The sequence below is a fragment of the Acinetobacter sp. TTH0-4 genome (genome assembly GCF_015602665.1).
Taxonomy (GTDB): domain Bacteria; phylum Pseudomonadota; class Gammaproteobacteria; order Pseudomonadales; family Moraxellaceae; genus Acinetobacter; species Acinetobacter albensis.
This window is the reverse complement of sequence record NZ_CP059079.1, coordinates 821,343-836,814: the sequence shown is the minus strand read 5'-3', so window position 1 is coordinate 836,814 and position 15,472 is coordinate 821,343. Positions and strand designations below refer to the sequence as shown.

15 protein-coding genes are annotated in these 15,472 nt (G+C 36.2%); 8 read left to right on the top strand and 7 right to left on the bottom strand.

Annotated elements, in window-relative coordinates; all coding sequences use genetic code 11:
• Nucleotides 1-9: 9 nt before the first annotated feature.
• The 3 genes from greA to H0S58_RS03860 all read left to right on the top strand — a co-directional run bounded on the left by greA (nt 10) and on the right by H0S58_RS03860 (nt 2,304).
• The gene (gene greA, locus H0S58_RS03870; RefSeq protein ID WP_092717118.1) at nt 10-486 is read left to right on the top strand and encodes a transcription elongation factor GreA; all 477 of its coding nucleotides are present in this window, start codon (nt 10-12) and stop codon (nt 484-486) included.
• Between the two features lie 163 nt (nt 487-649).
• Entirely contained in the window at nt 650-1,267 is a 618-nt protein-coding gene (locus H0S58_RS03865) for a CatB-related O-acetyltransferase (protein WP_193892294.1), read from the top strand.
• A gap of 590 nt (nt 1,268-1,857) precedes the next feature.
• Nucleotides 1,858-2,304 (top strand): universal stress protein, encoded by a 447-nt coding sequence (locus H0S58_RS03860; RefSeq protein ID WP_193892300.1) that lies wholly within the window; start codon nt 1,858-1,860, stop codon nt 2,302-2,304.
• Nucleotides 2,305-2,364: 60 nt separating this feature from the next.
• Here the strand turns inward: H0S58_RS03860 and H0S58_RS03855 are convergent, their stop codons facing one another.
• Complete coding sequence (locus tag H0S58_RS03855) at nt 2,365-2,700, bottom strand: MGMT family protein (protein WP_195727201.1); 336 nt, start codon at nt 2,698-2,700, stop codon at nt 2,365-2,367.
• A 106-nt stretch (nt 2,701-2,806) separates the two neighbouring features.
• Between H0S58_RS03855 and H0S58_RS03850 the strand changes: the two genes are divergently transcribed.
• A complete protein-coding gene (locus H0S58_RS03850; protein ID WP_195727200.1) occupies nt 2,807-3,784 on the top strand; it encodes an alpha/beta fold hydrolase in 978 nt (325 codons plus the stop codon).
• 79 nt (nt 3,785-3,863) lie between these two features.
• On the opposite strand, the gene H0S58_RS03845 is transcribed toward H0S58_RS03850, so the two are convergent.
• Nucleotides 3,864-5,363, bottom strand: a complete 1,500-nt coding sequence (locus H0S58_RS03845) for a cation:proton antiporter (protein ID WP_195727199.1) — start codon at nt 5,361-5,363, stop codon at nt 3,864-3,866.
• A gap of 232 nt (nt 5,364-5,595) precedes the next feature.
• Between H0S58_RS03845 and H0S58_RS03840 the strand changes: the two genes are divergently transcribed.
• Nucleotides 5,596-6,153, top strand: a complete 558-nt coding sequence (locus H0S58_RS03840; RefSeq protein ID WP_195727198.1) for a hypothetical protein — start codon at nt 5,596-5,598, stop codon at nt 6,151-6,153.
• Nucleotides 6,154-6,208: 55 nt separating this feature from the next.
• On the opposite strand, the gene H0S58_RS03835 is transcribed toward H0S58_RS03840, so the two are convergent.
• Together H0S58_RS03835 and H0S58_RS03830 are read right to left on the bottom strand one after the other, a co-directional pair.
• Nucleotides 6,209-7,114 (bottom strand): neutral zinc metallopeptidase, encoded by a 906-nt coding sequence (locus H0S58_RS03835; protein ID WP_195727197.1) that lies wholly within the window; start codon nt 7,112-7,114, stop codon nt 6,209-6,211.
• Nucleotides 7,115-7,157: 43 nt separating this feature from the next.
• Nucleotides 7,158-8,090, bottom strand: a complete 933-nt coding sequence (locus H0S58_RS03830; protein ID WP_195727196.1) for a DUF808 domain-containing protein — start codon at nt 8,088-8,090, stop codon at nt 7,158-7,160.
• A gap of 196 nt (nt 8,091-8,286) precedes the next feature.
• Between H0S58_RS03830 and trpS the strand changes: the two genes are divergently transcribed.
• Nucleotides 8,287-9,300, top strand: a complete 1,014-nt coding sequence (trpS, locus tag H0S58_RS03825) for a tryptophan--tRNA ligase (protein WP_195727195.1) — start codon at nt 8,287-8,289, stop codon at nt 9,298-9,300.
• Between the two features lie 629 nt (nt 9,301-9,929).
• On the opposite strand, the gene H0S58_RS03820 is transcribed toward trpS, so the two are convergent.
• Nucleotides 9,930-11,375: a capsule assembly Wzi family protein gene (locus H0S58_RS03820; RefSeq protein ID WP_092717519.1), complete on the bottom strand. Its 1,446-nt coding sequence runs from the start codon at nt 11,373-11,375 to the stop codon at nt 9,930-9,932.
• Nucleotides 11,376-11,518: 143 nt separating this feature from the next.
• Nucleotides 11,519-13,045, bottom strand: a complete 1,527-nt coding sequence (lysS, locus tag H0S58_RS03815; RefSeq protein ID WP_227592255.1) for a lysine--tRNA ligase — start codon at nt 13,043-13,045, stop codon at nt 11,519-11,521.
• 597 nt (nt 13,046-13,642) lie between these two features.
• Between lysS and H0S58_RS03810 the strand changes: the two genes are divergently transcribed.
• Entirely contained in the window at nt 13,643-14,149 is a 507-nt protein-coding gene (locus H0S58_RS03810) for a YqiA/YcfP family alpha/beta fold hydrolase (protein WP_195727193.1), read from the top strand.
• A gap of 38 nt (nt 14,150-14,187) precedes the next feature.
• Here H0S58_RS03810 and H0S58_RS03805 read toward each other — a convergent pair whose 3' ends face one another.
• Complete coding sequence (locus tag H0S58_RS03805; protein ID WP_195727192.1) at nt 14,188-14,730, bottom strand: adenine phosphoribosyltransferase; 543 nt, start codon at nt 14,728-14,730, stop codon at nt 14,188-14,190.
• A 525-nt stretch (nt 14,731-15,255) separates the two neighbouring features.
• Between H0S58_RS03805 and rubA the strand changes: the two genes are divergently transcribed.
• Nucleotides 15,256-15,420, top strand: a complete 165-nt coding sequence (gene rubA, locus H0S58_RS03800; RefSeq protein WP_004694381.1) for a rubredoxin RubA — start codon at nt 15,256-15,258, stop codon at nt 15,418-15,420.
• Nucleotides 15,421-15,472: the final 52 nt, after the last annotated feature.

The window sequence follows — 15,472 nt, the reverse complement described above, 5'->3', positions numbered from 1 at the left end:
GGGACAACAATGCAACGTTATCCTATGACTCCCGAAGGCAAAGTAGCCTTAGAGAAAGAATTATATCAATTAAAAAGTATTGACCGTCCACGTATTATTGCGGCAATTGCTGAAGCACGTGAACACGGGGATTTGAAGGAAAATGCGGAATATCATGCTGCTCGCGAGCAACAAGGCTTCTGTGAAGGTCGTATTCAAGATATTGAAGGCAAACTGGGTGCAGTTCAAGAAATTGATGTAAAATCACTTGAACAAAATGGCCGTGTTGTTTTTGGTGTGACCGTAACCATCGAAAATTTAGACACTGAAGAAAAGAAAACCTACAAAATTGTAGGTGACGATGAAGCAGACTTTAAGATTAATAAGATTTCTGTGAACTCTCCAATCGCACGTGGTCTTTTGGGTAAAAGCGAAGGCGATGAAGCAAAAATTACGACACCACAAGGTGAAGTAGAGTATGAAATTGTAAAAGTTGAATATCTTTAATTTTTAAAGATACATCACTTTCTAAAACCCCCATTTTTTCGGGGGTTTTTTGTTTTTAATTTTTGTCCTTGATCCTTCGTAAAGAGAGTAAAAATTCCTCTTTCGTAAAAGATAGAGGTGTTATTTAAGTTATAATTTTCTAAACTTTCCACACTGTATTCCAATGTCTGAGCAACTGATTAATTCCCCTGTGAAACATTGGTGTGAATTTGAATTTATTTCAAAAACAGTGAAGAATCCCAATATCCATATTAAAGGGAATTATTCATATTATTCAGCTTTTTGGGATCAAGGTTTTGAGCGCTGTGTAGTGCGTTATCTGCATGACAAACCCACTACTGTTGAAAAACCAATAGATCAACTTTATATCGGCAACTTTGTCTGTTTTGGCGCAGAATGCGTCATTATGATGGGCGGCAACCAATTACATCGTACAGACTGGATTTCAGCCTTTCCGTTTGATACACGAAGTTTTGTCCTTGCTGGCAATACGGTTATTGGCGATGGTTGCTGGATTGGTAGCCGAGCCATGATTATGCAAGGAGTAAAGCTAGGTGAAGGTGCTGTGGTTGCGACAGGTGCTGTGGTGACTAAAGATGTGCCAGCCTATGCTGTTGTGGGCGGTGTTCCTGCAAAAATCATTAAACACCGCTTTCCTGAAGAAGATATAGAAAAACTGCTTGCACTTAAACTTTATGACTTAGATGAAAAACAATTTTTAAAAATGCGTGAGCAGTTACAGACGCAGGATGTTGATTCTTTATTTGAGTTTCTTAAATAAAGCCCGATTCAATATATTATTTCAACTACTGATTAATTCAGTTCAGCGCTTTAGAGCCAGTGCAGAATAATTTTGAATTAAGTATAAAAGCTTATGCTCTCTTATTTCTTAACTCAGCTATTTTATCATGTTTAATAAAAACCGATAATTGATCTATTTCTAAAATAGTCCCTAGATTTGCATCTAGTAATCTGGTTTTAAAATGACTATTAACTTTATAACGATATGATCCTCAAAGTTATTTTTAGCCTAATTTCTTTAGTTTTGTTCGGTCATTTCCACTTCACTATGAACAAGTTACTTTCAGCTCATGTAAAAGTTCTTAAAGTTGATTGATGTATTTTTTACATATGTTTTCAAACTAAAATTCTGCTTACAAATTCAATCATAAATACGCTCCAACCCACCCATCACTTTAACAATCCATGTTAAATTAAATGATAATCAAGTTTTTTATTGGAGTAAATATCTCTATGAAATCAATAATTTTTATTTAAAAACAGATTAAAATCAACTCTTTATTATATTTAGAGAATTGAGTCATCATTTTAAGTTTATCTATTCAATGAAGATTGCAAGGAGAAAGTCATATGGCTTATCAAACTATTGTAGTCCCTGTAGACGGCTCAGAAACTGCTTATGCTGCTGTTGCAAAATCAATTGAATTTGCACAGGCATTTGGCAGTAAAATTATAGTGGTTCAAGTTTTATCCTTAGACCCCTATATTGCAGCAGAATATATTTCTGCCCATCAAACCAATGACTTAATTGAACGTGCTCGTACGTCTATTCTAGAATCTCTCGATGCAGCAAAAGCTAAATTCAATCAATATGGCATTGAAGTCGAAACAAAGATTCTTGAAGGACAAGTCATTCATCGTGAAATTATCAAAGTCGCTGAAGAAAATCATGCAGATCTGATCATTATTGGTTCGCATGGTCGTACGGGTCTTAAAAAGTTCTTTCTCGGAAGCGTTGCACAAAGCCTCTTAGGTGAGTCTCATATTCCTGTACTGATTGTTCGTCAATCATCTTAATCGTCTCTTCCCCCTCTTTTTCTAAAGTTGGGGAACTTTTACTGACTGCTGTTTGAGCTATCAATCATTTATCCATTGATATTTCTTTAAATTAATTTTATCCCCAATAACGACAACCCCTTCAGCTAGTAATTTTAAAGATTGAATATTTTCGCCCTGCAAATTCACTTTGATCAGGCTAATTTTTCCTTGCGAATTAATCACACGATGCCAAGGAATTTCAGTATCAGCATCCATATTTTTTAAAACATATCCAACTAAACGAGCATGTTTGGCTAAACCTGCTAGCTTTGCAATTTGTCCGTAGGTGGCTACTTTTGCATATGGAATTAAAGCAATCACTTGTAAAATTTGACGTGCTAATTCATCAGTTTTTGTATTTAAAGTCGTGTGCATAGATTATCCTTAAAATATCCAATTAAAAGTTTCAAGCAAATGTTTTAATTTCTCAACTCTTTTATGCTAATGACTTACTTAATATAAAAATGATGAGAAAAAATAGATGAAAAGGACTTTTTCAACCCTGTGCCTATCCACTATGCTGCTTTGGACGGGAGTGACAGCGGTGAGTTTGAGTGTTTTGCCCCGCACAAGTTTTGCAGCCCCTACACTCAATTTCCAAAATATCTTACAACAAGAACGCACTTGGGCAGGTTTACAAACAAAAAAATTAAAGGTGCAAGATACTACTTGGACCTATAGTGAAGGTGGTTCATCAGCAAAACCTACGCTTTTACTTATTCATGGTCTATCCGGAACTCGTGATAATTGGAATCGGATGGCGCGTTATTTGACCCCCTATTATCACGTTGTTATTCCCGATTTGCCTGTACATGGTGAAACCTCAGTTCCTGAAAATTTTGATTTAAGCATCCCAAACTTAACTGAAAAAATTCGTCGCTTTGTTGAAGCAGGACAGTTTGACCATCAGTTGCACATTGCTGGACACAGTATGGGAGGTGCGATTGCCATGCTTTATACAGCCCAATATCCAATCAATACGCATTCTTTACTTTTGATTGATAGTGCAGGCGTTTTTAAATCTGCCAATACCCCCTATTTAAAAGACCCAGCATTATTAAAAGATCTAGTCGTATCTAAAACTGGAGATTTTGATAAATTGTTACAATTGGCGACTGCATCTGCACCTTTTATTCCCAATGAAATAAAAGTCGAACAAGAAAAAATGATGATTTCACAATCAAAAAATACTCAAAAAATGGTCGATCAACTGGTGCTGATGTCTAAAACTTACACGCCTGATTCTTTTGCACTGGCAGCACGTTCAATTGATGTTCCAACATTAATCATTTGGGGGAAACAAGACAAAATTATCAATGTTGAAGTTGCCCAAGAACTCAAATCTTTATTCAAAAATGCTCAACCGCCTATTTTGTTAGAAGGCGTAGGACATATGCCGATATTGGAAGCTGAGCAATTAACGGTGCAACCCTATTTGGAATTTTTAAAGACGAAATAAAAATTCACTCTGTAGATTCTACGAATTAACTTGATGATAAAAGCCCGCACCTGAGCTTTTATCCTCTGTTTACACTGTATTAAAAATTATCCGGACTTTCCATTCGTTTTACGGCATGTACCTTTTCTGGATTATGCATCACAGCCACACCATCATCTGCTTTTTTGTCAATCAAAGCATCGGGGTTATACACCGTAATGGTTTCATTTCCATATGCATCTTCCCCAACAATATATTGAAAGCCTTTTTTATTCATTTTATGACAAAGTCTTTGATACCAACCTTTAAACCCATTTTTTTCTTCATGCGGATTATAATAAAAAGCATTCATAACGGCTGGCAAGCCTAAACCACAAACCAGTCCAGACATTAAAACAGCAATAAAAGTATATCCAATCAGAATACTACTATATTCACTCAGCTCAGGAATATTTGCCACGGCTAAAATTAAAGCCAATGAAATACCTCCCCTCACACCACCCCAAGATAAAATAGCCAAGCTGCCGTTATAACTTTTATTTCGAAAACTGGGAAAAAATGCGAAAGATAAATAATTTGCAGCAAAGCGAGAAGCATGCAAAATAATAAAGGCCACCATACCGCCTAAAATCAGACTGATACTTAAATCTAAAATAAACAACTCTAGACCAATTAAAGTAAACAAAAATGAATTAATAATCCCTTCCACGGTATGCCAAAAATGATTTACTTCTCGAATCTCACGTTCTTGTAGAATTTCCTTCCATTTATTCCCCACCACTAAACCGCCAATAACACAAGCAATTGGTGCGGAAGCATGTGCTAATAATGCGACCAGATATGCACCGCATGCCAATAAGGCTGTGGTTAAAATCAAGGATTCCATTTCGTGTTTACCGCGAAGTAATCTTAAAATTCCGAGTCCAAAACCCCAACCGATTATGACTGCTACCACAATTTCATACAGTAAGGTTTCCAAAGTACCAATAATGGTGAAATGCTCACCTTGCAACACATTTAACAAGGTCATAAAGACGGCAATACACATTGCATCGTTAAACAAGGATTCTCCTTCAAGCTTTACAATGAGATGATGAGGCGCGCGTACCGAACTTAAAACCCCTTTTACCCCAATTGGGTCAGTTGCACCCAGTGCAGCACCCAATAAAAGCAGAACCAGTAAATCGACTTGATTTCCAATTAGAAATTGATATCCATACAAAGTTACCCCAAAAAAGACTGCACAAAGAACCAGTGCAATACTGGCTAAAATACTGATGGGCTTCCAATGACTTTTTAAATCTGAAACTTTAAACTTTAAAGCCGAAGAGGTCAGAATAAAACAAATGACCCCGTTAATTAAAAAATCATAAAAATCAATATGACGGACAGCTTCTTCAATGTTATGGATATTAATGGTAATAAACTGGTTACCACTCAGCAAGCTTGCCCCCCACTGCAAGATAAAAACGAAAATTGCTGAAACAATCGGTACACCAATCGCTTGAGGAAAACCTAAAATACGCTTATTAAAAATAGTAGTGGCAATCGAGAGAGCAAAAATAACTGTAAAAACCTGAAGAAAAAAGAAATTTCCCATTAACGTTCCAATGTATGCGCCAGATTGGAATAAAGTGAATTTATCCAAGGGGTATCGAAAATAATGAATTGATTGCTATGAATGAGCTGAAACAGTTTAACCATTTTTTATTTAACCCACAAAATAGTTAAGTTTTTTTACATATTTATCGCCATCAATTAATATAGACACGTCTTAGAAGATTTAGTCCACTTAGACTCCTTCCACTCTCCGCATTAAGTTGAACTTATCTATGCATCAAACTGTTAAAACCATATTTCGACTTTTTTTTGCGGTAGTTATCTTTATTATTACCGTGGCTTTATTTGTGAGTATTTTTTCAAAAACTCAGGAAATTTTAAACGCTGAGAAAAATTTTAAACAGGCAAAAATGCTTTCACTTAAATCAAGTTCAAGCGAACAATTGGTTTTGGTTTCAAACAATAAACGTCCCGATCAATCTATTTTTATCGTAATTGCTAATAATGGTTTTATCAGCAAAATTAATTGTGAACCTTATTTAAAAGATATCTGCACAGACGAGTACAATCAGCTACACACTCGACAAATCAGTCAAATTGATTTGCTTAAAATAGGTCAGCATACCTATATTCAGCAATTAAATTATCAAGATAGTCGTACTCAAAAACAGCAACAATTGCATTATTCCAAAGCACACATTCAGCAGTTTTATCAAAATGATATTTCAAATTTAAAATATATTGTTTTTAGTATTTTACTTTTCGCATTTGCGGCGCTGTATGTATCAGTTAAAATTATACGAAATTTTAAAAAATTTTTAAGCCGATAGTACTTTAAATTTAGAAATAAAAAAGAGGATGCACACATCCTCTTTTTTGACCTGACTAAATTGTCTGATTAAAAGTATCACAATCATTGATCTGCCCAGATTTCAGACCTGTTTGAAACCATTTCATCCGCTGTGCACTACTGCCATGTGTAAAGCTATCGGGTACAACTTGCCCTGTTGAGCGCTTTTGTAAATAATCATCACCAATTTTATGCGCTGCATCCATCGCTTCTTCAACATCTCCAGCTTCCAAAAACTGGGTACGCTGTTGGTTATGATTGGCCCAAATGCCAGCAAAACAATCTGCCTGTAATTCCTGACGTACTGAAAGTTGGTTGCCTTGTACTTCGCTCGATTGAGCCCGTGCTTTCTGTACTTGTTCTGAAATACCTAATAATGTTTGTAGATGATGCCCGACTTCATGTGCAACAACATAAGCTTGAGCGAAATCACCTGCTTGATCTTGACGTGATAGTTCAGTCGTATTTTGCTCACCCGTAATACCCATTTGTTGACGCATATCTTTAAAAAAAGCAGTATCGATATATACCTTTTGATCTGTCGGACAGTAAAAAGGTCCCATCGCCGATTGTGCTGTACCGCAACCTGAATTCACTACACCACTAAACATCACCAGTTTAGGAGCAACGTATTGACTATTTAGCTGCTGTTGAAAGACTTGCGTCCACGTATCTTCAGTATCTGCCAGAACTGTTCCAACAAAATCCATGGCTTCTTGCTGTTCTGGTGTAGGATTATCCAAACCTTGGGTTTCAGCTACCTGAGAATGTGAAGTCACTTGTTTGGTTGCTTGATAAGCTTGTTGCGGGTCAACGCCAAAAAACTTCCAAGCCACAAAAGCAACCACTAGGCCTAAAATACTGATCCCCCCTGCTTTAGCTCCGCCCCCACCGCGACGGTCTTCCATATTTGAACTTACACGACGTCCTTTCCAGCGCATAATAATATTCCTTCAGCGTGTATTTATCTTATTTTATATTGTTTTATGATGCAGTCTTGTTCGATTTTGGCCAAAACTTTTTGATTATACTCACCAATAAAAAAACAAGAATACCCGCAATAAATCCCAGGACAAAATTAATTAAAGTTGGGGTCAGTGGCCCGATAATACTCCCGAAAGTGGGAATATGCTCAATATGATTGACTGAGTTTTCAGTTAAATGATGCAAAACAGGAACGGCGTGGGTAATAATACCACCACCCACCAAGAACATCGCAATTGTACCTACGATCGTTAGCATTTTCATTAATTTAGGTGCAAAGGCAAGTAATCCACGCCCAATGCTTTGTTTAAGTGAAGATGCCTGCTCGGTTAAATATAAACCTAAATCATCAATTTTGACAATCATGGCCACAAAACCATAAACACCTACTGTCATTAAAATGGCAATCACAGACAGCACCATGACTTTAGTACCAAAAGTCGCAGCTGCCACTGTTCCCAATGAAATCACCACAATTTCAGCAGACAAAATAAAATCGGTACGAACTGCACCTTTGATTTTATCTTTTTCGAATGTCGCTAAATCAGTTTCTATGGCATTCAATTCAGCCTCAGCAGCTTGTTCAGTTTTAGCTTTTTTATGATGTAAGCTGTGAAGAACTTTTTCGACTCCTTCATAACATAGAAATAAACCACCAATCATCAAAAGTGGATTGATTAACCATGGGGCAACCACACTGATGAGTAGGGCTAAAGGAACCAATATTAATTTATTAATAAAAGAACCTTTCGCTACACTCCACACCACAGGTAATTCACGTTCAGCACGTACCCCACTGACTTGTTGTGCATTCAGGGCCAAATCATCTCCCAAAACCCCAGCCGTTTTCTTTGCTGCAACTTTACTCATCACAGCAACATCATCAAGTACTGTTGCAATATCATCTAATAATATTAATAAGCTACTCGCCATTGTTTTTATCCTTAATGTTTATATTGACTATATTAAATACAAATTTTTAAAAAAACTGTATCAACTTCATTAAATTATGGCCATTTTTTCTATATTGTATTTTTATAGTGCCTGACATTAAAAAAAATAATACCGTACAATATAGTCATTCATCAGCAGATACATGTTGTGCTAACAATTTTGGAATAAAGAGATCATGAGTAATCAAGACAATCGTCCTGTTATTTTGACTGGCGACCGCCCGACGGGACAACTCCACTTAGGTCATTTTGTAGGTTCTTTGCGTTCTCGCGTAGGATTACAAGATTCTCATCACCAACATCTGCTGCTTGCTGATGCTCAAGCTTTAACTGACAATGCCGATAACTTCGAAAAGGTTCGTCGTAATATTCTTGAAGTTGCAACCGATTATTTGGCTGTCGGGATTGATCCAACTAAAACCACTATTTGTGTCCAGTCATGCTTGCCTGCCTTGAATGAACTGACCATGTTATACCTCAATTTCGTGACCGTTTCACGTTTAGAACGTAATCCGACGATTAAAGCAGAAATTCAGCTCCGTGGATTCGAACGTGATATTCCTGCAGGCTTCTTATGCTATCCAGTTGCACAAGCGGCTGACATCACTGCCTTTAAAGCATCAGTCGTTCCTGTCGGTGATGATCAAATTCCGATGATTGAACAGACCAATGAAATTGTACGTCGCTTAAATCGACAAATTGGTCATGATGTTTTACCAGAGTGTAAAGTTCTACTTTCAAATATGAGTCGTCTACCTGGTTTTGATGGCAAAGCCAAAATGTCAAAATCTTTGGGTAATACTATTGTGCTTGATGCATCTGACAAAGATATCAAAAAAGCAGTCAATGCCATGTATACCGACCCGAATCATTTAAGAATTGAAGATCCAGGTCAAGTTGAAGGCAACATTGTATTTACTTATTTAGATGCTTTTGATTCACATAAAGAAGAAGTTGAAGAATTAAAGGCACATTATCGTCGTGGTGGTTTAGGTGATGGAACCGTAAAAAAACGTCTTGAGGGTGTGCTTAAAGAATTGATTACGCCTATTCGTGAGCGTCGTATGGAGCTTGCAAAAGACCCAGACTACATTATGGATATTTTGAAAGATGGCACAGATAAATGTCGTATCATTACTCAAAATACCTTAGATGAAATTAAAGAAGGATTAGGTGTTTTTCGCTTCTAATTCATTATTTTAAAAGCACTCTTATGAGTAAAAAACCAGTCTTTTTTTAATTGACTGGTTTTTTAAAATTTATAATCTTATTGAATATAAAATTAGACTTATTACATACTTTAAATTTTATCCACCAAATAATTTTCATACATGAGTTGATATTTAATTATCCAATAAACAATTCTCAGTATTCGAGTTAAAAGAATAAGCCCCCAATCTTCTTAAATCAACAATACACTAATTAACTTACAAAGATACTTCATCCATTCAGATTACTTTAATCTAAAAAATTTTAATCTAATAAATAAGCGCCATGGATCACACTCACCTAAAGTGATTAACTTTAATTAACACAACTTAACTCAAAGCATCATGAAATGACTGATCATTCATTTTATGATGCTTTCATTGTTTAAGACTCTAAAGAGTTTTGACATTCTCCTTAACCGAAACTGTGTAAACAGATTCGTTGTTCTACGCAATGATCACCCCAATCATTGCGTTTTTTTTGTTTTCAAATTTAAGAAGAAATATTTGTAGATATATTTTTATTCGACAGTATTTACCTTATTTTAAAATAGAAAATAAAAAAAGTCCTACTTCAGTAGGACTTTTTAAAACCAAAATGACTGACTAAATTAATAACTAAAAAGTGTTTTATCTAAAGGAAATTCTATTCCAATCGAAGCACCACCATCATTTCCATTGATATCTGAATCACTAAACCAACCATTAATTTTTAATGGAATTTCAGGTTTTAAATAATGTGACCACGTTAAATCTAAAGCTTTAATTTCGTCTTTTTCTGGGAATGCCCGATTGGTTAAACGTTCAGATTGATTTACTTTTGCAAAAAGTACTCGTCCACTTAATCGGTTCATCGGATCAAAACGAATGTCTCCGCCCACTGAAATCATTTCACCATCTCCACCCATTGCATGTGCAAGTGGGTAACCATGCTGATAATAACCATCTGTATATACACTATGATTATAAGAAATACCGCGCACATCACCATTGGTTCGTGTATCAGCCCATTCGGTATAAAGTTGATAAGGCATATTGTTGAAGTGAGATGAATAATCTACTCCAGCAAGGTACATTTTTTTAGAAGGCAAACCGCCTGCTTCATCTTCACCGACATATTGACCGTACATACTCATAGGGACAGAAAATAAAGGCTGTAAATTTAAGCGTCCGTCAAAACCTGCAATTTGGTTCGAAGGGTCAGGTTCTCCTGTTCCCCCATTATCTTTATTACCGACAAAAGCATCCCAAAGTGAACTTAAACTTTCAGGTCGTCCTTCACCACCCCATTGTATGGCACGTGAAGCACCTAATTCTAAATAGGGTAAAGGTTGTGCTGTTAAACGTAATCCCACCAATTTTGCATCGGGTATTGCTTTATAATCATCTAGTTGCCCACCAAAAGCTTGATATTGCCAAGGTCCAATCCATGATAACCATTTTGTGTCAAATGCGGACTGTTCTGCACGCTGTAGAGTAACACCATATACAGGACGACTGGCATCACCACGAATCAAACTACCATCATGCCCAGGGCCCCAATACGTCGGAATTTGGCCTGCGATAACCCATTGATTCCATAATTTCCCAGCAAGGTATGAGCCTTCAACGTTTACATCTTGACCATTATCAATCTGTGGGTCTTTCTCTGCATTGACACGAATTTTAGCATCCCAATTTTCATTCCCCGCATTGAATTCTAATGCAGCTTGATATTGGGCTTTCTGTTTATCACCAAATGCTTGTGGAATACTTTTTGAATCAGACTCAGCAAATAAACCGGCCTTAAACATATTGTTATCTGCATTTAATGCCGCTTGTACAGAATTAATCACTTTTTGCTGAGTATTATTAGAAACCTGTGCAGACTTTAGCGACCGTTGAATCTCATCACCGCTCATCGGCCAAGTTGAAGTACTAATTTGAATCACACCTTGTTGATTCAACCAATTTAGATCTGTTCTTAAATTTTGATCATTTAAAACCAGTCCTTGAGCAAATAATGCTGAAGATGCACTCGTTAACATCGCGACCAATAGTGTTTTTTTCACAAACATTTTCATTACATTCTGAAAGCTTAATTATACAAACACCTTATTTTCTTTAAGCATTTTTTGCAATGATTCAAGTTTAGTATTGTTGTAATTATCTATAAAAAAACCCGCATTTAAGCGGGTTTTTTATCATTTTGTGACTAACGTTAGTTTTTATGACGCATATGTGGAAATAAAATAACATCACGAATGCTGGCTGCATCAGCAAACAACATGACTAAACGATCAATACCAATCCCTTGACCCGCAGTTGGAGGAAGACCATATTCTAGTGCTTCAATGAAGTCAGCATCGTAATGCATTGCTTCATCATCACCCGCATCCTTTTCTTCCACTTGTGCTTGGAAACGTTCTGCTTGATCAATCGGGTCATTTAATTCTGAGAAACCATTGGCCAATTCACGCCCCCCAATAAAGAATTCGAAACGATCCGTAATATGCTCATTCGTATCATTACGGCGTGCCAATGGCGAAGTTTCTGCTGGATATTCAGTAATGAAGGTTGGTTGACGCAGCTTTGTTTCCACCGTTTCTTCAAACACAATCGTTTGCAGACGCCCTAAACCAAAACCAGGTTTAACTTTTTCTTTTAATTCTTCTTGAATAAATTTCGCTAAGAATTCACGATCAGCTACATTTTCTGGTGTAAGGTTCGGATTATGTTCAAGAATAGCATCGAACATTGAGATTTTCTTAAATGGCCCTTTGAAGCTAAAGACTTCACCTTGATATGGCACATCGGTTGAACCCAAAATATCTAACGCCAATTTTTCTAGCATATTTTCTGTCAATTCCATCAAGTCTTTATAATCTGCATAAGCTTGATAGAATTCAATCATGGTGAATTCTGGATTATGACGTGTTGAAACTCCCTCGTTACGGAAGTTACGATTAATTTCAAATACACGCTCAAAACCACCCACCACTAAACGTTTCAAGTAAAGCTCAGGGGCAATACGCAAAAATAGTGGCATATCTAGTGCGTTGTGATGTGTTTCAAATGGTCGTGCAGATGCGCCACCTGGAATTACATGCATCATGGGCGTTTCAACTTCCATGAAACGTTCATTCGCTAAATAAGCACGCATGCCTGCAACCACTTGAGCACGAATTTCAAATGTTTTGCGTGTGTCGTCATTGACCATCAAGTCTAAATAACGTTTACGATACTTCATTTCTGTATCGTTTAAACCATGGAATTTGTCTGGAAGTGGACGCAGCGACTTGGTTAATAGTTCAAAGTGTTCGATATGTACATACAAATCGCCTTTGCCAGAACGCCCGATATAACCTTCGACAGCAATAATATCACCGAGGTCCAAACCTTTGATACTCTCAAGTACTTCTGGTGCTAATTCTTTACGCGCGACATATAATTGAATGCGACCTGTCATATCTTGAATGACAATGAACGAGCCACGGTTCAACATGACACGACCAGCCACTTTTACATAAACTTTTTCGCCTGCTTCAATGTTTTCTTTAGACTGTTCAGCAAATTGGTCTTGTAAATCTTGCGCATAATGTTCACGCTTAAATGTATTTGGCCAAGGACTGATTCCCTTTTCCTTTGCCTGTTCTTCTATCTGCTTTAACTTGGCATGACGCTGTGCAATTAAATCGTTTTCGGAAATAGGTTGTTCAGAAGTCGATTGAGCGTTATGTTGCGTCATCTCTGCCTCAAATATAGTAAAAAACGGAAGTTGCATAGCATAGCAGATGTAGTTAAAATTTCGTATGAAATATTGCCTCTCCAAAGAATTGATTTATCTAAAATATGATTTTTAAAACTAATCTCATCAGATTTTTTTAATCTGCAGCATAAGAGTTCTTATCAATTGATTTAGTTTTCAACCCAGAATTTGACCCATTCAAACTTCTTTTGAGCTCATTGGTCCATCAAATCTTTATTCTTCAAAATTTCTAAAAGAATGTTGAGTATCATATTGTGACCCAGTTCTTTCATTACAGCCTTTATTGAACAACCTTCCCTTCTTTCTGATGTTCAGAATATTTTTTATTTTGGGCTCTGTCTATGTATAAGAAAAAACCAACCATTTTTTACACTATAAAGGTTTTATTTCATTCGCCTAATGGAGAATAATCAACGTAAATTTTGTTATTTTCAGCTTTCAATGCTTAGCATTAGACCAAAATCTAACTTCTTTATTCAGTAGAGTTGCCTACAATCATCGAAGTAAAATAGTTGAAAAAGAAACTATTTAAGCCTTTTTATTTCGGTGTATAAAAATAGTGTGAATCCTACAACAATGAATGCATGCACTTCAAAAATATTATTTTTACATGGACTCGATTCTAATCGTGAATCGACAAAATTCCATGCCATTGATGCCAATCAAAAATTTTGCATTGAGATAGATTATCGTAATCTAAATTTTCAAACCGTTGCCAATTTTTATCGTGACATTATTGCTAAAATTCAACCTGAAATTTTAGTTGGTCATAGTCTAGGTGCATATTGGGCTTTAAAAATGTCAGTGTTACACAAAATTCCTGCGATTATTGCCAACCCAAGTTTAAGCCCAAATTTCCGTGAAGACTATCCACCGATTGATGAAGATGATTTGGAACACGAAGTGGCACAGATTGCCTACTTGGAATTAGGCGATGAAATCTTAGATATGTATGCAGTACGGGAAAAACTCGAACCTTATATGTTGGTTCAAGCCTATGAAGGTGGGCATCATCGCTTGGCCAGTCCAGAAAATTTAAATAGTTTGATTCAACACATGCAGATTCATTTTTTAAATAAATAAAACCTTGCGTCAAGCAAGGTTTTATTTATTTAATCGACTTAAGCCACGTCTTGTTTGGGCTGAGATTTATCATCTAGAACTGACCAAATTTTCAAACCTAAATCTGTATGTAAATCGGGTAAATCAAGGAAAATACTGGCGCCTAAAATTTCATGCTGACACTTATTTATCAATTGCTGCACTGCTTTTAACGTACCGCCTGTTGCCAACACATCATCAACGATGATGATCTTTTGAGGACGCACCTCAGCAGACATTTCTAAACGATCCATTCCATATTCTAGACTGTAACCCACACCTACCACTGGTGGCGGCAATTTTCGAGCTTTACGAACCAGTAATAAACCTTTATTTAAACGTTGTGCCAATAAACTGGCCAGTACAAAACCACGTGCCTCAACAGCAACAAAACTTTCAACTGCATCCAGTTGTTCAACGGGAATACTCGCAATTAAAGCCTCGGTTAATAACTCAATATTTTCCATGAAAAGAGGCGTCAAATCAAAGAAGCAAATTCCAGGTTTAGGAAAATTATGAACAAGACGAATGTGAGACCACAAAACTGTAGACATAGGCATCATAAGGGAGAGAAATATCAAAAAACAATATGTGAATTTTACCGTTTTATCACGTAAATGACCAGTGAACTACTCTTAACTTCGAAGCACACAACAAAAATAATCCTTATAAATATTTGATTTAAAATATGAATAATAAATTTAAACGCAACTTAATTTAACCTGCATAGATTAAAAAATAAATAAATCACCTCTTTGTATGCTTTAGTGAAAATCACATACAAGTCAAACTATAAAACTGCACTCTTCATAAAGTTTTAAAATACTTTTTAGGTATGTCAATCTATTCAACTTCCTGAAGATTGTTAGGCATAAAATCATTTTTCGCATTTTTATGACACAATTTGTCCTGCTCAGCCATTCCGATTTTAAATTCCCACCCTAAAATCCGATATTTACTTTACATTAATGCTAGAACTGCGTAAGAATTCGCTTGAATATGTACATCAAAGTCATATCAATAGAGTCAAGCTGTATATGAAATTTTTACTGGCTTCATTTTAAAAAGTCAGTGCTATGGAGAGTCAAATGAAAAAGTATCAATGCATCGTTTGTGGATGGATTTATGACGAAGCTGAAGGTTGGCCACAAGATGGTATTGTTGCAGGTACAAAATGGGATGATATTCCAGATGACTGGACTTGCCCAGATTGCGGTGTATCAAAAATTGATTTTGAAATGGTTGAAATCTAATGATTAAGACAAAAGACCAGAGTGAATGGTCTTTTGTATATCTGATAAAATA

What these genes read in the sequence shown, in the direction of transcription:
- rubA (WP_004694381.1), top strand. Translation starts at nt 15,256, where the DNA reads ATGAAAAAGTATCAATGCATCGTTTGTGGATGGATTTATGACGAAGCT.
- H0S58_RS03830 (WP_195727196.1), bottom strand. Translation starts at nt 8,090, where the DNA reads ATGGCGAGTAGCTTATTAATATTATTAGATGATATTGCAACAGTACTT.
- H0S58_RS03810 (WP_195727193.1), top strand. Translation starts at nt 13,643, where the DNA reads ATGAATGCATGCACTTCAAAAATATTATTTTTACATGGACTCGATTCT.
- H0S58_RS03840 (WP_195727198.1), top strand. Translation starts at nt 5,596, where the DNA reads ATGCATCAAACTGTTAAAACCATATTTCGACTTTTTTTTGCGGTAGTT.
- H0S58_RS03860 (WP_193892300.1), top strand. Translation starts at nt 1,858, where the DNA reads ATGGCTTATCAAACTATTGTAGTCCCTGTAGACGGCTCAGAAACTGCT.
- H0S58_RS03850 (WP_195727200.1), top strand. Translation starts at nt 2,807, where the DNA reads ATGAAAAGGACTTTTTCAACCCTGTGCCTATCCACTATGCTGCTTTGG.
- H0S58_RS03820 (WP_092717519.1), bottom strand. Translation starts at nt 11,375, where the DNA reads ATGTTTGTGAAAAAAACACTATTGGTCGCGATGTTAACGAGTGCATCT.
- greA (WP_092717118.1), top strand. Translation starts at nt 10, where the DNA reads ATGCAACGTTATCCTATGACTCCCGAAGGCAAAGTAGCCTTAGAGAAA.
- trpS (WP_195727195.1), top strand. Translation starts at nt 8,287, where the DNA reads ATGAGTAATCAAGACAATCGTCCTGTTATTTTGACTGGCGACCGCCCG.
- H0S58_RS03805 (WP_195727192.1), bottom strand. Translation starts at nt 14,730, where the DNA reads ATGATGCCTATGTCTACAGTTTTGTGGTCTCACATTCGTCTTGTTCAT.
- H0S58_RS03835 (WP_195727197.1), bottom strand. Translation starts at nt 7,114, where the DNA reads ATGCGCTGGAAAGGACGTCGTGTAAGTTCAAATATGGAAGACCGTCGC.
- H0S58_RS03865 (WP_193892294.1), top strand. Translation starts at nt 650, where the DNA reads ATGTCTGAGCAACTGATTAATTCCCCTGTGAAACATTGGTGTGAATTT.
- H0S58_RS03855 (WP_195727201.1), bottom strand. Translation starts at nt 2,700, where the DNA reads ATGCACACGACTTTAAATACAAAAACTGATGAATTAGCACGTCAAATT.
- H0S58_RS03845 (WP_195727199.1), bottom strand. Translation starts at nt 5,363, where the DNA reads ATGGGAAATTTCTTTTTTCTTCAGGTTTTTACAGTTATTTTTGCTCTC.
- lysS (WP_227592255.1), bottom strand. Translation starts at nt 13,045, where the DNA reads ATGACGCAACATAACGCTCAATCGACTTCTGAACAACCTATTTCCGAA.